Origin of the sequence: Sporosarcina sp. ZBG7A (genome assembly GCF_000813425.1) — a bacterium.
Classification (GTDB): Bacteria; Bacillota; Bacilli; order Bacillales_A; family Planococcaceae; genus Sporosarcina.
Genome location: NZ_JWIB01000019.1, coordinates 14,260 through 29,656 on the forward strand (window position 1 = coordinate 14,260; position 15,397 = coordinate 29,656).

17 protein-coding genes are annotated in these 15,397 nt (G+C 41.2%); 4 read left to right on the forward strand and 13 right to left on the reverse strand.

The annotated features are described in order from the left end of the window. Positions 1–87 precede the first annotated feature (87 nt). The 5 genes from RL70_RS08015 to RL70_RS08035 form a co-directional block, all read right to left on the reverse strand. Positions 88–1,974 carry a bifunctional UDP-sugar hydrolase/5'-nucleotidase gene (locus RL70_RS08015; protein ID WP_197054098.1) on the reverse strand — a complete coding sequence of 629 codons (1,887 nt, stop codon included), beginning with the start codon at positions 1,972–1,974 and terminating at the stop codon, positions 88–90. A gap of 109 nt (positions 1,975–2,083) precedes the next feature. Continuing rightward, positions 2,084–2,797, reverse strand: a complete 714-nt coding sequence (locus RL70_RS08020) for a GntR family transcriptional regulator (protein ID WP_039042900.1) — start codon at positions 2,795–2,797, stop codon at positions 2,084–2,086. Between the two features lie 62 nt (positions 2,798–2,859). Continuing rightward, positions 2,860–3,474, reverse strand: a complete 615-nt coding sequence (locus RL70_RS08025; RefSeq protein WP_039042901.1) for a sterol desaturase family protein — start codon at positions 3,472–3,474, stop codon at positions 2,860–2,862. 406 nt (positions 3,475–3,880) lie between these two features. Then, entirely contained in the window at positions 3,881–5,044 is a 1,164-nt protein-coding gene (locus tag RL70_RS08030) for an MFS transporter (RefSeq protein WP_082003368.1), read from the reverse strand. A 62-nt stretch (positions 5,045–5,106) separates the two neighbouring features. Continuing rightward, entirely contained in the window at positions 5,107–5,796 is a 690-nt protein-coding gene (locus tag RL70_RS08035) for a FadR/GntR family transcriptional regulator (RefSeq protein ID WP_039042903.1), read from the reverse strand. A gap of 397 nt (positions 5,797–6,193) precedes the next feature. Between RL70_RS08035 and RL70_RS08040 the strand changes: the two genes are divergently transcribed. After that, a complete protein-coding gene (locus RL70_RS08040; protein ID WP_039042904.1) occupies positions 6,194–6,829 on the forward strand; it encodes a 2OG-Fe(II) oxygenase in 636 nt (211 codons plus the stop codon). Between the two features lie 165 nt (positions 6,830–6,994). On the opposite strand, the gene RL70_RS18385 is transcribed toward RL70_RS08040, so the two are convergent. From RL70_RS18385 to RL70_RS08075, 8 genes are all read right to left on the reverse strand, one after another. After that, entirely contained in the window at positions 6,995–7,297 is a 303-nt protein-coding gene (locus RL70_RS18385; RefSeq protein ID WP_082003363.1) for a DUF2691 family protein, read from the reverse strand. Next, positions 7,267–7,452, reverse strand: coding sequence for a DUF2691 family protein (locus RL70_RS18030; RefSeq protein ID WP_039042905.1), 186 nt, complete (start codon positions 7,450–7,452; stop codon positions 7,267–7,269). Before RL70_RS18030 ends, RL70_RS18385 begins: the two co-directional genes overlap by 31 nt. A 123-nt stretch (positions 7,453–7,575) precedes the next feature. After that, positions 7,576–8,193 carry a hypothetical protein gene (locus tag RL70_RS08050; protein ID WP_039042906.1) on the reverse strand — a complete coding sequence of 206 codons (618 nt, stop codon included), beginning with the start codon at positions 8,191–8,193 and terminating at the stop codon, positions 7,576–7,578. Next, on the reverse strand, positions 8,171–8,686 hold the full coding sequence (locus RL70_RS08055) for an RNA polymerase sigma factor (protein ID WP_039042907.1): 516 nt from the start codon (positions 8,684–8,686) through the stop codon (positions 8,171–8,173). The genes RL70_RS08050 and RL70_RS08055 overlap by 23 nt, the downstream gene beginning before the upstream one ends. A gap of 287 nt (positions 8,687–8,973) precedes the next feature. Then, positions 8,974–9,402, reverse strand: a complete 429-nt coding sequence (locus RL70_RS08060; RefSeq protein ID WP_039042908.1) for a hypothetical protein — start codon at positions 9,400–9,402, stop codon at positions 8,974–8,976. A gap of 46 nt (positions 9,403–9,448) precedes the next feature. Continuing rightward, positions 9,449–10,138, reverse strand: a complete 690-nt coding sequence (locus RL70_RS08065; RefSeq protein ID WP_039042909.1) for a hypothetical protein — start codon at positions 10,136–10,138, stop codon at positions 9,449–9,451. A gap of 381 nt (positions 10,139–10,519) precedes the next feature. Beyond that, positions 10,520–11,281: an AAA family ATPase gene (locus tag RL70_RS08070; RefSeq protein ID WP_039042910.1), complete on the reverse strand. Its 762-nt coding sequence runs from the start codon at positions 11,279–11,281 to the stop codon at positions 10,520–10,522. A gap of 46 nt (positions 11,282–11,327) precedes the next feature. Beyond that, positions 11,328–11,948, reverse strand: coding sequence for a hypothetical protein (locus tag RL70_RS08075; RefSeq protein WP_039042911.1), 621 nt, complete (start codon positions 11,946–11,948; stop codon positions 11,328–11,330). A 423-nt stretch (positions 11,949–12,371) separates the two neighbouring features. On the opposite strand from RL70_RS08075, the gene RL70_RS08080 reads away from it, so the two are divergent. The 3 genes from RL70_RS08080 (at position 12,372) to RL70_RS08090 (ending at position 15,158) form a co-directional block, all read left to right on the forward strand. Then, the gene (locus RL70_RS08080; RefSeq protein ID WP_039042912.1) at positions 12,372–12,908 is read left to right on the forward strand and encodes a hypothetical protein; all 537 of its coding nucleotides are present in this window, start codon (positions 12,372–12,374) and stop codon (positions 12,906–12,908) included. Positions 12,909–13,157: 249 nt separating this feature from the next. Further along, positions 13,158–14,135 (forward strand): hypothetical protein, encoded by a 978-nt coding sequence (locus RL70_RS08085; RefSeq protein ID WP_039042913.1) that lies wholly within the window; start codon positions 13,158–13,160, stop codon positions 14,133–14,135. Between the two features lie 174 nt (positions 14,136–14,309). After that, complete coding sequence (locus tag RL70_RS08090; RefSeq protein ID WP_039042914.1) at positions 14,310–15,158, forward strand: aldo/keto reductase; 849 nt, start codon at positions 14,310–14,312, stop codon at positions 15,156–15,158. Positions 15,159–15,397 lie beyond the last annotated feature (239 nt).

Below are 15,397 nucleotides of genomic sequence, written 5' to 3' on the forward strand. Positions count from 1 at the left end.
AACTCCTTCATAATCGCTGTTTGTGCACCACACAACTTCAACACTAGTAGAGCTGTTTCAGAGTTGTGCCGTGCTAAGACAGCGGCTTTAAACTGCAGTTCCCTTCTTACGCTTTCTCCTTTTCACAATATAGGTAATCAGTAAAGCAAGGATTCCAACGAAAGCTAGCACGATCCCGTATGCAGTTAGGATAATGCCATTCGGATTTTTAAGGATCGCAAAAATACTTGCATCATGAACTACGACTTTTCTATCTTTCAGTTGATTATAATAGGCGGGCACTTGTGCGACGCCGTCTACTTTTTCAAACGATTTCATGTAATTGGCGATGGCGTACCATTCTTTCACTTCCTGGTGATCATTCATATAAATAATATGGTCTTCAAAATCTGTCACAGGCTTCCCCTCTTTTGTCTTTGGCACAACAGAAAGGATTCCAAAAGACTTTTCATTTACATAAGGGAGCATTTGAACTGAATATAATCCGCCTACGACACGGTAGAGTTTTTTATCATCGATTTCTTCCTTTGTGCCATTCTGAGACTGCAAGCTGATATCTGTCACTTTATTGAAAATGAGACGATTTGTATTAAACGTATAGCTTAAACCAGCGATATACAATTGAACCTCGTTCATAATTGGCGTAATCGAAGCATCAACTTCAGCAACCGTCTTTAACTCTTTCCCTGTCAAATAAATATCTAGCAGAGGATACCCAGAAATCCCATCGGGACCGATGCCTAAAGAATTCACATTGAATACATTTGAAACCGTGATGTTCCCCTTATTAAATGAATTTCTAATCGTACCAACAGGGACAACAGCTGCAGCAATCGGCTCATACTCGCTCCCTTCCAATTGTTGAATGGTATGAACAAAGGAGTCCCCTATCAAATTCCCTAATGGTTCTTCTTTTTGATCGATCCCTAACTCTGTAAAAGGAGTGAAATCGAAGGGTGTGTAAGCAAGCACTTCATCAAATTCCATCCTAAATTGACGAAGGTAGTTTTCCTGAATCACCTGTTTATACTCCTCAATTGTTTTGGTAATCTCTGAATCTAAAGGAAGTGAATCATCGATTAACTGTAGTTCATAATTATTGACTGTCCATTTGTCATTTTCATTCTGTGAAATAGTTAACACACCTAAATGTTCTCCATATTCGCCGGCTGAACCTAAAATTGTATCTCCTATAATAATTGGTTCTTCTAGAGTTGTGTGGCTATGACCACTAATAATGACATCAATGTCCGGAACCTTTTTTGCAATGAGTTCATCTTCTGATTGGGACGGGTCTTCGGACGTACCTGAATGGGAAAGAGCAATGACAAGGTCAACTTTCTCGTCATTCTTTAGCGTAGCTACCGTTGACTTGGCACTTTCTATCGCATTATTAAAAGTAACACCGGACATAGGAGCATTGCCAGCTGCTTCTTCTCCCATCAACCCTAAAATGCCAATTCTAATCCCTTTACGCTCGATGACCATATAATCTTTCACATCGTACTCATTCATCGCTTCTTTTAAAGCTTTTATATTATCGGGTAACTCGCCATCCTCATCTGTCGGAAAGATCGTATTTGAAGCAACAATGCTAGGGAGTTCTTCGCCACTGTCCTTTGCGGCGCGTAAACTTCTCGCTAACCCTTCCGCTCTAAAGTCAAACTCATGATTCCCTATTGTGGTTACATCATATCCCATTTGTCCCATCATTTTTAGACCTGGCGCGTCCGTTTGGTAAATCGTTTGGAACAATGTCCCCATTGCGAAATCACCCGCATCGACTAATAGGGCATCCGGATCTTTTTCTCTTTGCTCTTGAATCGCACTATGTAATCTAGCATATCCGCCAACTGTCACTTCCCCTTGCCCTCTATCGATTTCAAACGGAAGGAAATTGTCATGTAAATCATGCGTGAAAAGGATGGTGATGGATTCGTCAGCTGAATCCGCGTTCCCTTTTGGAACATCCATCATGAAGACTGTAGCTATGAGTAGAACGTATGAAAGAAACCTGACTAGTAATTTAGTAATTGTAATCTCTCTCCCCCCTTATGTATCTGTGCAAAGCACAACTCACTTATTACATGTCTTCGAACCTAAATCTCACACCGATTTTTTCATCAGATGATAATTGGTTTGCCCATAACGTATAGCTTTTTTCCATCATCGCATGGGCGAGCTCTTCTGCTTGCTGATCATCACCATTTAATGCAACGGCCATTAATTTCTTATAATAGTTCAACGATGCCTCTCGGCGAAAAGAGGTTTCGAAGTATTTCATTGCCATTTTTACATAAGCTGGCTCAAAGCTATTAAGCACGAGTACAAAAAGAGGGTTCTCGGATAATCTAGCTAACTCTTTTTGCACCTTCCAATCATAAGACGCGAAAGCTTCCGGAGTGTCTGGTAACTCATCGAATTCGGATAGCAAGCCTACTACTTTAGGGTGATTCAGCCTAATTGCTTTTTTTACATATTGGGGTGTTAGCGCAATACGCAGTTCTAAAAAGTAGAGAACAAAAGCATCAGGTACTTGGTCAAAGTACTCAATAATATCGACGATCGTTGTAATATTTCCGCCATACCAATAATCATTCACAACAGCGCGTTGGCCTTTTCTAAGCGTCAGCCAACCGCCATGACTTAGGCGCTGTAAAATTTCTCGAATCGCAGGACGCCCTATATTATAGATAGTGGCCAATTCTCTTTCCGTCTCAATTTGGCTGCCTGTTAGATATTCTCCTTGAAGGATTGCTTTAATGAGTTCTTTTTCAACAGATGCTGTTCGATTCATAGCAAGGTCTCCTTTTGGCAACGTATACATAAAGAGCGTGGAATACGTCTATACCTTTCCACTCAAGTGCGCTTCTCTAAATTCTTTGCAGTCTCACTTTTTTCGACCAATTTTTGATCTCTATAAGTTCCGAACGTTTTATCAACAGAGGTATGCGTCACACCAAACCAGTAGTTTTCATTTTTAAAATGATGCCAAAGATGGGCTTTCTTAATCTTTCTCCCTATCTCCGTTAGCGGTTGAACAGGTCGATGTGCAATGTAGTGCTTCCATTCGTAATACATAAAATAGACTACGATTCCTGCGAGATAAGCAATCATTAATTGGAAGTTTCCTGTTATTAAGTAGAAAATGAGCGCAAAGATTGAGAAGCCAGGCAAACTGAACCAAAGCGGTAAGAATAACAGTTTTAAATTGTTAGGATCAGCGTGGTGATCAAAATGTAAGCGCTTAATCCATTTCAGTAAAAAAGGATTAGTTGGAGTCTTCATATGAAATAAAAATCGGTGGATTACATACTCACTCATTGCATAAGTAGCCATCCCAATAATGAAAGCAATCCACGTACCAATGTAGAGAGCATTTAATAAAGTATAACCCATGAGCGGAATAAACAGAATAAGCATAATAGCGATATCTGGATACGTGATAAACTCTTTCATGTACTTAGTATTCATTTACATTCCTCCTATCGTATGGTTGAAAAATTCCCGAGGTGGTCTAGCCTATGAAAATGTCGCGTTTAGTATGACCAGTTTAATCATTGGTCTTACCAAACTATATAGTTTTCTAAAAAGATAGTCAATTAAATTCGAGAGTTGCAGATAGGCTCAATCAATGAATAGGATCATCATTTCAAAAGTGAGCCCTTCTTACAATTCGGTAATGGAAACAAATTCGTGCAAAACCCGCAAATGAGTGGTGAGACAGAAAGTCGTCTTCGAATCCTCTATATAAATAAAAGCTAGATGAGAGCTACAAAATAGCTTTCATCTAGCTTTTATTTTTCCGCTGCATATGTTTCGACAACCTTCAGAATTTCTGTAGCGTTGTGCCATACACGGTTAACGGCTTCTTGTGATTCTAGTTCTCTGAAATTGTATTTCCAATTACTCTATCTCTTCCAGCAGCAATACCAACTATTAAGATGACAACAGCTAAAGCAATTAACATGATAAGTGGCATTGTCCAACTATCTGTTATATCGTGTAAACCACCAAATACAATTGGTCCTGTTGCTGCCAGTAAATAACCAAACGACTGTGCCATACCTGACATATCAGATGCTTCAACAGCAGTGCTTGTTCTCATGCTGAAAAACATCATTGATAGGCTAAATGCGCTACCTGCGCCCATACCAATCATAATGACTGCTACAGGCATCAAAGTCTGATTCCCAATTAAAACGCCTGTTATACCAAGTATAAACAGCACCGCAGTGGCCCCACTTAGGACGATTTGATTTTTCATGCGTTCAGCAAGTACAGGAATTATAAATGTAAATGGAATTATAGCAAACTGCATTAAAAATAACATCCATCCAGCTGCACTCATACTATACCCCATGCCTTGCAGGATTTCTGGCAACCACGTCACTAACGTGTAAAAAATTAGAGACTGTAATCCCATAAATACCGTAATCGACCACGCTAGCGGAGAACGAGCTAACGATAATTTCTCTTTTGGTGTGGCCATCGAATATCCAGTTGGATCTTTACCCTTTTTCAATTGGGGAGCCCAAACCGCAATGGCAATGAAAACAGGAATCGCCCAAAATGCGAGTGATCCTTCCCAGCCAATTTTACCGATAGATGTTAAAGGTACACTTAAGCCGGACCCTAGCGCTGCAAAGATGTTCATAAACACACCGTACATACCAGTCATAATCCCAACTTTTAATGGAAAGTTCATTTTAATAAACCCAGGTAGCAATACGTTACCAAACGCAATCGCAACCCCGATTAAAATAGTTCCTGCGAATAATGCGCCTGTTCCAAATAATGATCGTAAGACAATACCAATTGCCAAGACAACTAATGAAAGGAAAATAGTCCTTTCCATCGTTATTTTATGCGCTATTTTCGGTGCAAAAGGCGAAAGAAGAGCAAATGCGAGTAAAGGAAGTGTTGTAATCGTCCCCGCCAACGCATGACTAATACCTAAATCCGTTCGTATTAATGTGATTAAAGAACCAATCGATGTAAGTGGCGCCCTTAAATTGGCAGCAATTAAGATGACCCCAATCATTAAAAGCCATTTTTTCTTAGAATCTATTTTTGTTTGTTGTAATTTTGTATCTTTTTGCAAGTTTAGTCCTCCTGAATGCGTTTAATCTTCTTTCTGAAATCGTTTATGTATGTATTTACATAACTAATAGCTGCTTGCACATCTTGCTTCTTAATGGCTTCTAGTAATTCATAGTGAATCTCTTCACTATAGTTAAAGTAGGCATCTGCCACCATTATTTCTTCGATTGAAGACTGCAGTGGTTCAGTTATATGTTCATAAAGACGTTCTAACATCTTATTATGTGATGCTTTAACCATTGCTTTATGAAATATAATATCTGCTTGTAAAAATTCTTGTACATCTCCTTTTTCAGATGCCAATTTACATAACTGAATAGACTCGGTCATTGCTTCTAAATCAAGATCATTACGCCGGATGGCTGCAAGCTGTGCTGCTTCTCTTTCTAAAGCAAGACGCACCTCTAACGTTTCCATGATGCTCGACTTTTCAACTTGTCTATGAAGCGCTACACCAAAGGCACTAGATGATTTTACAACCGTACCGCTCCCTTGTTTGGTCTCAAGTAAACCCGCATGAACTAGAGCACGAATTGCTTCTCTTAGTGTATTCCGACTCACGTCAAATTCCTTCATTAATTGCATCTCTGCAGGCAATTGATCGCCAATTTGCCAATGGCCACTTTCGATAAGATGTTCAATTTGAATCACCACTTGCTCAACCAACGACAAACGTTCTGTCTTTTTCAGCATGAGTGCACCTCCGAAGGTTTTTTTGAAAAGTTGTAGGATGATTGGACTTAATCAATATATCACTAAATTTATTATAAGTAAATATGAGAAGTCGTTGCAGGTGTCTGATCAAGAAACTATCGTTTTGTTTAAACAATGAAGATTGTTTCTTCATAAATATTTGTGAAGTCTAGTTAGATATGACTAAACGGCAAACACATTAGTAAAAACAGGAATATATAACTACCTTTTTGACTACATTCCTAATTTACGATTCTTATTCCAGCATGATAAAATAAATTAACTTTACATCCAAAGAGGAAGTGTGAACCGTACAAGAAGTCCGACATTAGCTGTACACTCATAGCCACAGGGCGTATTTGATTTGAAAATCAAACTATTGAAGAGGTGTTCGAAGTTGATAGCGGAGAATAAAGAGCAAACGATATTTAATCACGTTGGTAAAAAGATACTGACGGATAGAGAGATTGACATAGTCGCGAAAATCGAAGAACCAATGATCGTCGTTTTAGGCAATATGTTAAGTGATGAAGAGTGCGATGAACTAATCAGATTGTCCACAGACAAGATGAAACGTTCAAAAATCGGCACCACACGTGAAGAAAATCAGTTAAGAACGAGTAGCAGTATGTTTATTGAAGAAAGCGAAAACCTAATTGTTGCGAGAATCGAAAAAAGAATTGAAGCGGTTATGAATATCCCGATTGAACATGGAGAAGGTCTGCAAATCCTTCAGTACAAGCCGGGTCAAGAATACCGAGCACATCACGATTTCTTCTCGTCGACTAGTAAGGTAACAAACAACCGAATTAGTACGCTGGTCATGTACTTGAATGATGTAGAGGAAGGTGGCGAAACGTTCTTCCCCCACCTGAACTTCTCCGTATCGCCGAGAAAAGGGATGGCCGTCTACTTTGAGTATTTCTATAATGATCCAATGTTAAATGATGTAACGCTTCATGGCGGAGCGCCTGTGGTAACTGGGGAAAAGTGGGTAGCGACACAATGGATGCGGAAACAGAGGGTACGGTGAGTGTGAGGTTTTACTGAATTAATTTGTTAGTTCCTTTTTCTGAATACTGTAAATATATAGATCTTTAATCCATAGTTTTGGTGCCTGCGCAAGAAACAATCATGTTTGTTTAAACATTCATGATTGTTTTCGCACAGGCACCTTTTACGTTTTTTATATGGCAAGCTACTCTCCCCACACTGAGTAAAGAAGCCCTTTTAGCTCGTCACCCTTCAGTGGTTCAATACTTGTGTACCCAAGTATTCTTGCCCGCTTAGAAAGATGTGAAATCAACTGGTTATTTTTAGCGATGGCGATGACCTGGACAGAGTCAATTACCAGAAGTGAAAACAGGCAGGAGCTCTCCATGAATTCTTTGTAATTATTTATCTCTCTTACTGTATCTAAGGATGGAAATGCTTTCAAGTCGACAAAGATTAGGTAGTGCTGGCCAGTTGCTAAATGAGTGATGAAATCTCGGTCCTCCATAACGGTATCAGCGAAAAAAAACGTTTCTCATACCCGGCAAAATACGATTCACCGGGACCTGTCCTCCAATACCATGAAGGTTCAGTCATGCCATTCAGCAATTCATACAGCTGGTTTCCGGTTCCGTTCCGGATATCAAAAATAATACCTTGCACACGACCACTCCTTTATTAGTGAAAGCCTGTTCAAGAAACTTTCGTGTTTGTGTAAACATTCATGATTGTTTCGCGAACAGGCATTCAAACATTTCAGTTGGTGATTTTTGGTTTTGCTGCGATTTAGTCGATGTAGTTGTTCACGCTGTAACGAATGCCGTCCTCCCCAACATATTGTCGTGGGGCGGTTTTCTCCAATGTGTAAGAGAAGTTATTTTCGCCGGGTACGGTGATGGTATACAGATCTTTTTTCTTTTTAACGGTATAGTTTTTATAGTCGCCCTCTTGCAGCTTCATTTTGGCCAGCTTTGCTTGATAGTTCTCAGATGCTCCCCTGATTTCCGATTCACTCTGTTCTGTTCCCATGAAGGAATCTCCCATAAAATTGTTTTGAATGTACATTGTTTTCCCATCGAAAGCAATATAGTAATTTGTCACTTCAAACGAATCCTGCTGTTTCATAATGGTGCCTTCCCAAGAATCCGTTACATCTTTAGCGAATAATCCGGAACTAAGCGAGTTTGGTTTGCCGATCAGGATTGTCACAGTGAATGCGATTGAAACGAGCAATAGCAAAGAAATAATCGCAGGCTTCCAATGAAACTTACGATACCTATCCTGTACACTTTTCCCGTGGAAGACCGATTGGTGCATCGCCCTTTTTTGTTCCTCTGTAGGCTGAAACGGCTCGCAAAGGGCTCCGAGTTTTTGAGTCAGTTCATCGTCGGTATAGGGTTTCATGAGACATTCCTCCTTTCTCGAGTTCTTTTTTGAATGCGTCCAGTGCGCGTTTCAGTCTCATCTTCACTTTACCTTCAGAGCTCCCAAGTATTTCGGCTGTATCTTTCGTGGAGAACCCCTGGATATGCCGTAGTAGGATGACTTGCTTCTGATTCTTATTAAGGCAGTGGAGCGCTTCATAAAATTCGGTCTCCTGCGCGTTAAGTTCGGCCATTTCTTCGGAGGACGGGTGGCTACCGAACACATGGAAGTCCTTATCGAAAAAGTGAGTCAGAGGATGTTTTTTTCTGAAGTGGTTCAATGTTGTCGTGTAGGCGATTCGGAAAATCCATGTCTTCACCGCGGCACGACCGTCGAACTGATGCGCCTTTTCCACGACTTTCACGAACGTTTCCTGTGTCAGTTCTTCTGCTGTGTGCCGGTTCCGCACTTGCATGAAGATATAGCTGTACACAGCACTGGCATAATCCTCAAACCATTGTTCTGCGGACATCATTTCACCTCTCTTCTATATACTTAGACACTATATTTTGTATTTGGTAACGCTAGTTTAGAAAATTATTTCATTGGTCGTGTGTGGCGGATAGGAATGCAAATAGAAAAATGCCCAGTTGCTCCAAGTTTTGTACCGGGAGCAGCTGGGCAAAGTGCTACAGTTTCCACCGCCTGTGCACCGCACAACTTGAACACTATTCAGAGCCGTCCGCGAGTTGCGTCGTGCAAAGCGACAATATAATTTTTGGTTTGTTTTTTTCCTTACCGGTTCCTGCAACTTTACAGTTAATTTTTAATGAACAGGTTTTTCAGGACCTGAGCGCTTTCAGGATTCATCCTGCCATAGCTTTCATCTTCCTTGTTGCTGATGATAGTTGCAGAGTCGTCTTCTTCGAACCAGATCCGATATTGGACAAGTGACTCAGGCATGTTTTTGTCTTTCTCATAGAAGAAAGTTGCCAGAACGTCTTCTGGCCGCGCCATGTCCGCTTTGGTATTTGACTGCCACTCCGTATTAACGAATGCTTTTTGTGCCGCTTCCAAGTCATCGTGTTCCACAAGTATCTTTTCTTCTCCTTTTTTGCCATGCTCATCAACCTGTTGCACGTCAATCCGGACGAGTCGTCCTTTATCCTTTTCTGCAGACTGTCCTGAACAGGCAGTGATAACAAAAACCAATGCCAAAAGGGTAATAACTTTCCATTTCGATTTCATCTCTGTCCACCTCTCATTTTGCACTCTTTATATCCCGCGCACGCCGTCACTCCTTAACGACTGCTTCAATTATCTTCTTCATTTTCTCGTTGCCATGTCCTTCATAACCGATTATATTTTCGTCTTTCATGTAGATTGTATGGAAAGTGGATCCGTCCTCCAGATGGAAGTATATAAAGACCCTGTTGTCCCTATCACTTTTGTTTTCCGGGGTTATTTCTCCTTTATAAGCAAGCGCTAGGTATTCTTTAAGAAACTCCTCAGTCTGTCTGGTGTCTAGTTCACCCAGAAGGGTATCATCTTCATCACTTCGGATGCTGATTTTGGTCACTTTCCCTCGTATGTCGGCAAGGTCCCCGAGCGTTTCTGCATTCGGATTGTCGATCACTTGAAACACACGCCCATCCGCGAAAACACGAAATTCCGGTTTGTAGCCTATTACTTCATACACTGGCGTCCCTACCGACACATACGTTGCCTCTCCATTTTTCAGTTTATGGCTAGAGCATGCATGACCATCTAGCATATACGTTACCTTACCAAGGTTATCTCCTGTTTCGGGAAGAGTAGTCTCTTTATTAATCATGTCACTGCCATATTTAATGTCGTTTATCATGAGGACATCCGCCCAATCAATTTGACCATCCGGACATCCCCGGATCCCATCCCAGACTGAACAGCCCGCGCTCAGTGAAAGCATAGACAAAATCATAGCCAGTAACCACTTCTTCGTCATCCCATCAATCCTCCTGAAGTTTTCAGATGGTTTCAAACTCAATTTATCAGCTAAGCAAGCGCGGATTTGGCTGTGGAGGAGCAAGTCACACTTCACCATAGCAGGTTTATAGTTATTATTTATTCTTAAAGTCAAGTTATTAGATTCATATTATTGTATGAACTATCTGTCATTTCATCATACCTCATTGGTAAACTGCAGTGCATTCTTTTTTCCCACTTTTCCCCTAAATGGCAAAGAGCCACTTGCCAGAGGGCAGCAAGTGGCTTAATTTTCACAGTGACTGTGCAAGAAACTTTCATGTTTGTTTAAACATTCATGATTTTTTCGCCCACCTATTTTTCTCTATTTTAGAATTGATCCACATGTAAATTTTGTCTTTCATCGCTTGAATAGATGATGGAGCAACCGGTCCCGGTCGCTGAAAAATTGATTCATGATCGAAAAGTGTGGAGTGTCTTCCAATTCGACTTCCCTCATCCCTTCGTTTTCCAACTGATAGATAAAAGCTGTTGGATACGCCATCAGGATCGGCGAATGAGTGGAGATGATGAACTGTGAACCTTCTGTCACGAGCTCATGAATCCTTGAAAGCATCGCGAGCTGCCGGGTTGGCGACAATGCTGCTTCCGGCTCGTCCAATATGTACAAACCGTTCCCCTGGAAACGCTCGATGAACGCCGCGAAAAATGATTCCCCATGTGATTGCTCATGGAGAGACTTGCCACCAAAGGAATCAATGATCCTTCGTCCTCCCAAAGGTTCTGAATCCAGTTCTTCTATGTGGGTGGCGACATTGTAAAATGTTTCCGCACGAAAGAAAAACGAATCATTCGCCCGATGAACGCCTTTGACGATTCGAAGATACTTATCCAGATCGGAATGCGAGTCATAGCTCGAAAAATTGAAATTCCGCGTGCCCCCTTCCGGATTAAACCCAAGGCTGACTGCAACTGCCTCCAGCAGCGTGGATTTCCCCATCCCATTTTCCCCGATGATATAGGTGACATTCGGATGGAATGCCAACTCCTCCAAGCCGCAGATGAAAGGAAGATTGAGCGGATAGCGCGCAAAGGACTTAATTTGGTCTCTCTTCAAATAAAGACTTCGTATGTATTGTGTATCCTTTGTCAGAATGGCCATTGGCAAAGCTACCCCTTTCTATATTCGCTGGCGGATATTTCACTGTTCACTTTTTGATAACGCCAATTTCATAACCTTCATACAACTCCTGACTTTCGTTCCTCCAATTCAAATAGAGACTCGCCAAGACTTCAACATTCTCAGCGGGAAACTTTCCAGACCGCGAGCCAGCGCCAATCATTTCGGATCTAACTTTCTCGGGTTTCGGGTCGTATACTACTTTTGTTTCTAGGACTTTTCTAATTAACCCCGACTCAAAATCAATGTCCACGACCATTTGCAGGCGAACCTTTCCCTCTTTCGTTGTAACCTCTCTAAACACCAATTTCTCTTTCCCATGATCTGCCGACTCACCATATGTATATAGCAACTCACCAGTATCTTGAGAAGTGATGTCCACAATGATGTATTTATCCGTTGTTCTTTTTGTTAGCACGATGTCTCTTTTTTGGTAAGGGATCTTCACGTAAAGATCGTTCAGTGCAACTTGATGGTCCGTCAAAGTCGGTGAATCTATATAGTCAGATACCACGCCTGGACCCGATGGCGCCTCATGTTCGATCGTTCTTTCAGAATTAGGATTCGGTTCGTGACCACTATCGATGACTAGCACAGAAATAAAAATGACCGCCGCTAGGAGCACAGCAACTATATAACTTCTCTTCACGCTCATTCCCACTTTCATTTCATTTATTAGCTGCACCTTCATTATTCAGGTTTATTTCATTGAACGTTAGCAGAAAAAGAATGGAATCAATTCTATCGAGTTCTTCCCGCCAAAAGACACGGCTGGTATGTAGTTAAAATAGCGAAGGTCAATAAACTAGAACACTTCTTCTCATACCGCTCACCTGATTTTCCAGCATCTGACTCTTCAATCAGCTTAATATTGATGGAATCGTTCGTCAAGACTCTTTAGAAATGAAACCTGCCGTATTCATAGGATGGTCAATTCCCTCCACATGATGGCAGTCTGCATGTCAAACTCGTGTGTGTTTACACTTCCTTGATATTTACGTGGACAGAGACTCAAATTGATTCGTGTAACTTTCCAGTTGTCTGTTCGTCTAGTTGGCAAAGGAGGGAGCATATGAATAGGCTGACTGTGTTTTTCATGATGAGTATTGTCTTTGTAATGGCGGGCTGTACTTCTGATAAAAACAATACGGAAGAAACTGAGTCGATACAGGCTCAACTGGTTGCTTCTGAAAAGACATTGCCGAGCAATTTTGAAAGCATTAGCAATCAATCTGTACCAAAGGGGATTCAAACTGAGCTTGTTAAAACACAGGATGTGTACGAAGATTCTTGGAAAGAGTTTCAACTTGAAGGTGCAATTCCAGATGTAGATTTTGAGACGAACGATGTTTTGTTTGTCGGAATGACTGAATCCGGCAGTTGTCCCTATATCCTTGATTCACTCAACACCAACATAGAAGAGAGTCAGTTAGTGATTACTTTTGAACCGTTGGATGATGTGTGTACAGCAGATCTGTCACCAAGAAGCTTTTTAATTGCGATTGATAAAAAACTATCTTCCAAGTTAACATCCTTCCGAATTGTGACGGAACAAAAAGAAATTGAAGTCCCAATTTTAGTGAAATCAATTGAGTACGATGGGAAATAATTAGGTTCACGTAAATAATGGATCTACTTTGATGTTTTCTATGCCCTCACAAACCACATGTGTTTCAGTTCGTCTTCGCTGCACTTCAAATTTCGAACAACGTTCAGCGATCGCATCTCCATACTCGTCATACTCGCCATTCCTCTCATTTATATTTCCAGATTAAAATTGTCCTGTTTCCGATATCTCTTGTTCTTTCATTGTCCATTTCGCTATGATAGAACCAATGAAACTACAGGGGTGGCACAAATGGAAACGTTTAAGGAACTAATAGGAATGGCGGCCATTACGATTTTTTTCGGTCTGCTGACGTGGGGTCTTACATCATCATACTTAGAAGAGTATGACTTAATGTCCACAGAGCCGAAGTCAGAAACAGTCGCGAGCATAGTCGGTACAAAAAGTCTGTTCAGACCTCCTGCTTACAATGTGAAAATCGAGCAGCCCGACGGAACACCATCTGAAGAACTGTACCGCATCTCAAAAAAACAGGCGGAAGAACTTACTCGGGGGGATGAAATAGAGGGCTATGCGAACGGTCCGACGGGTTTTTCAACGAGCCGGGATATCCTTATGGACAGCATGTTTTATCTGGCGGGCATAGGCGTACTCGGATTCTTAGCGTTCTGCTGCCTGATCGCTACTATTCTTTCCATTCCCGCAATTGAACAGGCGGAACAGAAGTCCGCATACAAGCGTTATGTAAAAAAGAAACGAAAAAAGCGCAAAAAGAACAGGAATAAGAAACAGCATGATACCGGCTGGGGAATCGCCGGCGCCATCGTCCTATTCTTCATGTTCTTCGCCTCCCGCTTCCTCCTTAATCTCTTCAGGAAAGTAATGCCTTTCGGAAAGACAGAAACGGAAGCAACGATCTTCGACACGTATTCATATATCACCTATCGGAATCACGAAGATTCCATACGCGAATTCACGGTAGCATTTGACGACCAAGACGGCAATACCATACAGGTCATCAAAGATGTGACCCGGAACACCTATGCAAATTACGACATCGGTGACCAACTGCCGATCTCCTATGTTTCCACTAATCCATATGACGTCTTTGTCCGTGGTACTTCCATTCAAGACACCTTTCAAGCTTTGCTTACTTGGGAGATGCTCGTCTATGGCTCAATGCTGGCAGTCAGCGGATTTGTTATCTGGGCTTATTATGATAGCAGGCTGAAGGGGAAATGGAAAAAACGACAGGTGGATGCTCGATGAGGTGGATTAACTAAAAACTTTGGTTGTCTAAAGTCATCTCCAAAACAATTCTGAAGATCACCTTGATTTCGCTGCGCACAGGCAAAGCTTTCAAGGAGGTTTGGCAGCTCTCATGAAGGGAAAATGAGAGAAAGACCTATCAGATAAAATAATTGTAAAAGGAGTATGATAAGTATGAATAACATACAATCGCATCGATTAAACGATGGTACAAGCCTCCCGTCAATTGGCTTTGGAACGGTGAACATCAATGGTGCACAAGGAGTAACGTCCGTTTTATCAGCCATCGAAGCTGGATATAGACTCATTGATACCTCGACGAACTATAACAACGAAGGAATGGTAGGAGAAGCGGTTCGGCAGTCATCTGTCCCAAGAGAAGAACTGATAATCAGCTCAAAACTCCCTGGCCATTCACATGATTACGACAAAGCGATTCTCATGATCCAAGAATCACTGTACCGTATCGGACTTGACTACTTTGATAAATATTTGATTCATTGGCCACTTCCGAAGCAAGGTAAATATGAAGATGCGTGGCAGGCTTTAGTGGATGCGCAGAAATTCGGACTGATCAAGACGATCGGCGTATCGAATTTTTTACCGGAACACCTAGAGCGGATCATTGAAAAAACAGGTGTTACGCCTGAAACTAATCAAATTGAGCGCCATCCATATTTCAACAATAACGAACTGGTAGAGTACAATAAAAGCCGAGGTATTCTAACAGAAGCCTGGAGTCCTTTAGGGCGCGAAATAAATGATGTGTTAACAAACGATACCATTGTATCAATCGCTGAGAAATATAACAGAGAGCCAGCGCAAATTATTATTCGCTGGAACTTGCAAAACGGTGTCTTACCGATCGTAAAATCATCGTCATACAAACATCAAAAAGCAAATCTTAATGTCTTTGACTTCGAATTAAGTGAAGAAGATATCCAAACAATTGATTCCTTGGATAAAGGCGAAGCAGGAAGAGTAGAGGGTCAGCACCCGAACGAATATGAAGAGTTTGAATGATTAGCCTCTTTTACTCATATAATAATGGATGGTTCTGATACCTAAACTAAAAACCTAAAAACCGACTCTATAGAATTTATAGAACCGGTTTTCTTAGGTTTTAAAAATATTCTCTGATTGATTCATCTATTGTGTGTGATCCAGGTCCTTGTCCTTTAATGGGGAATCAGAAATCGTTATCTAACGAAGCGCTTCTTTTTAACTCGCTACGAGTTACCGCATAAGCACCACGCAACTTA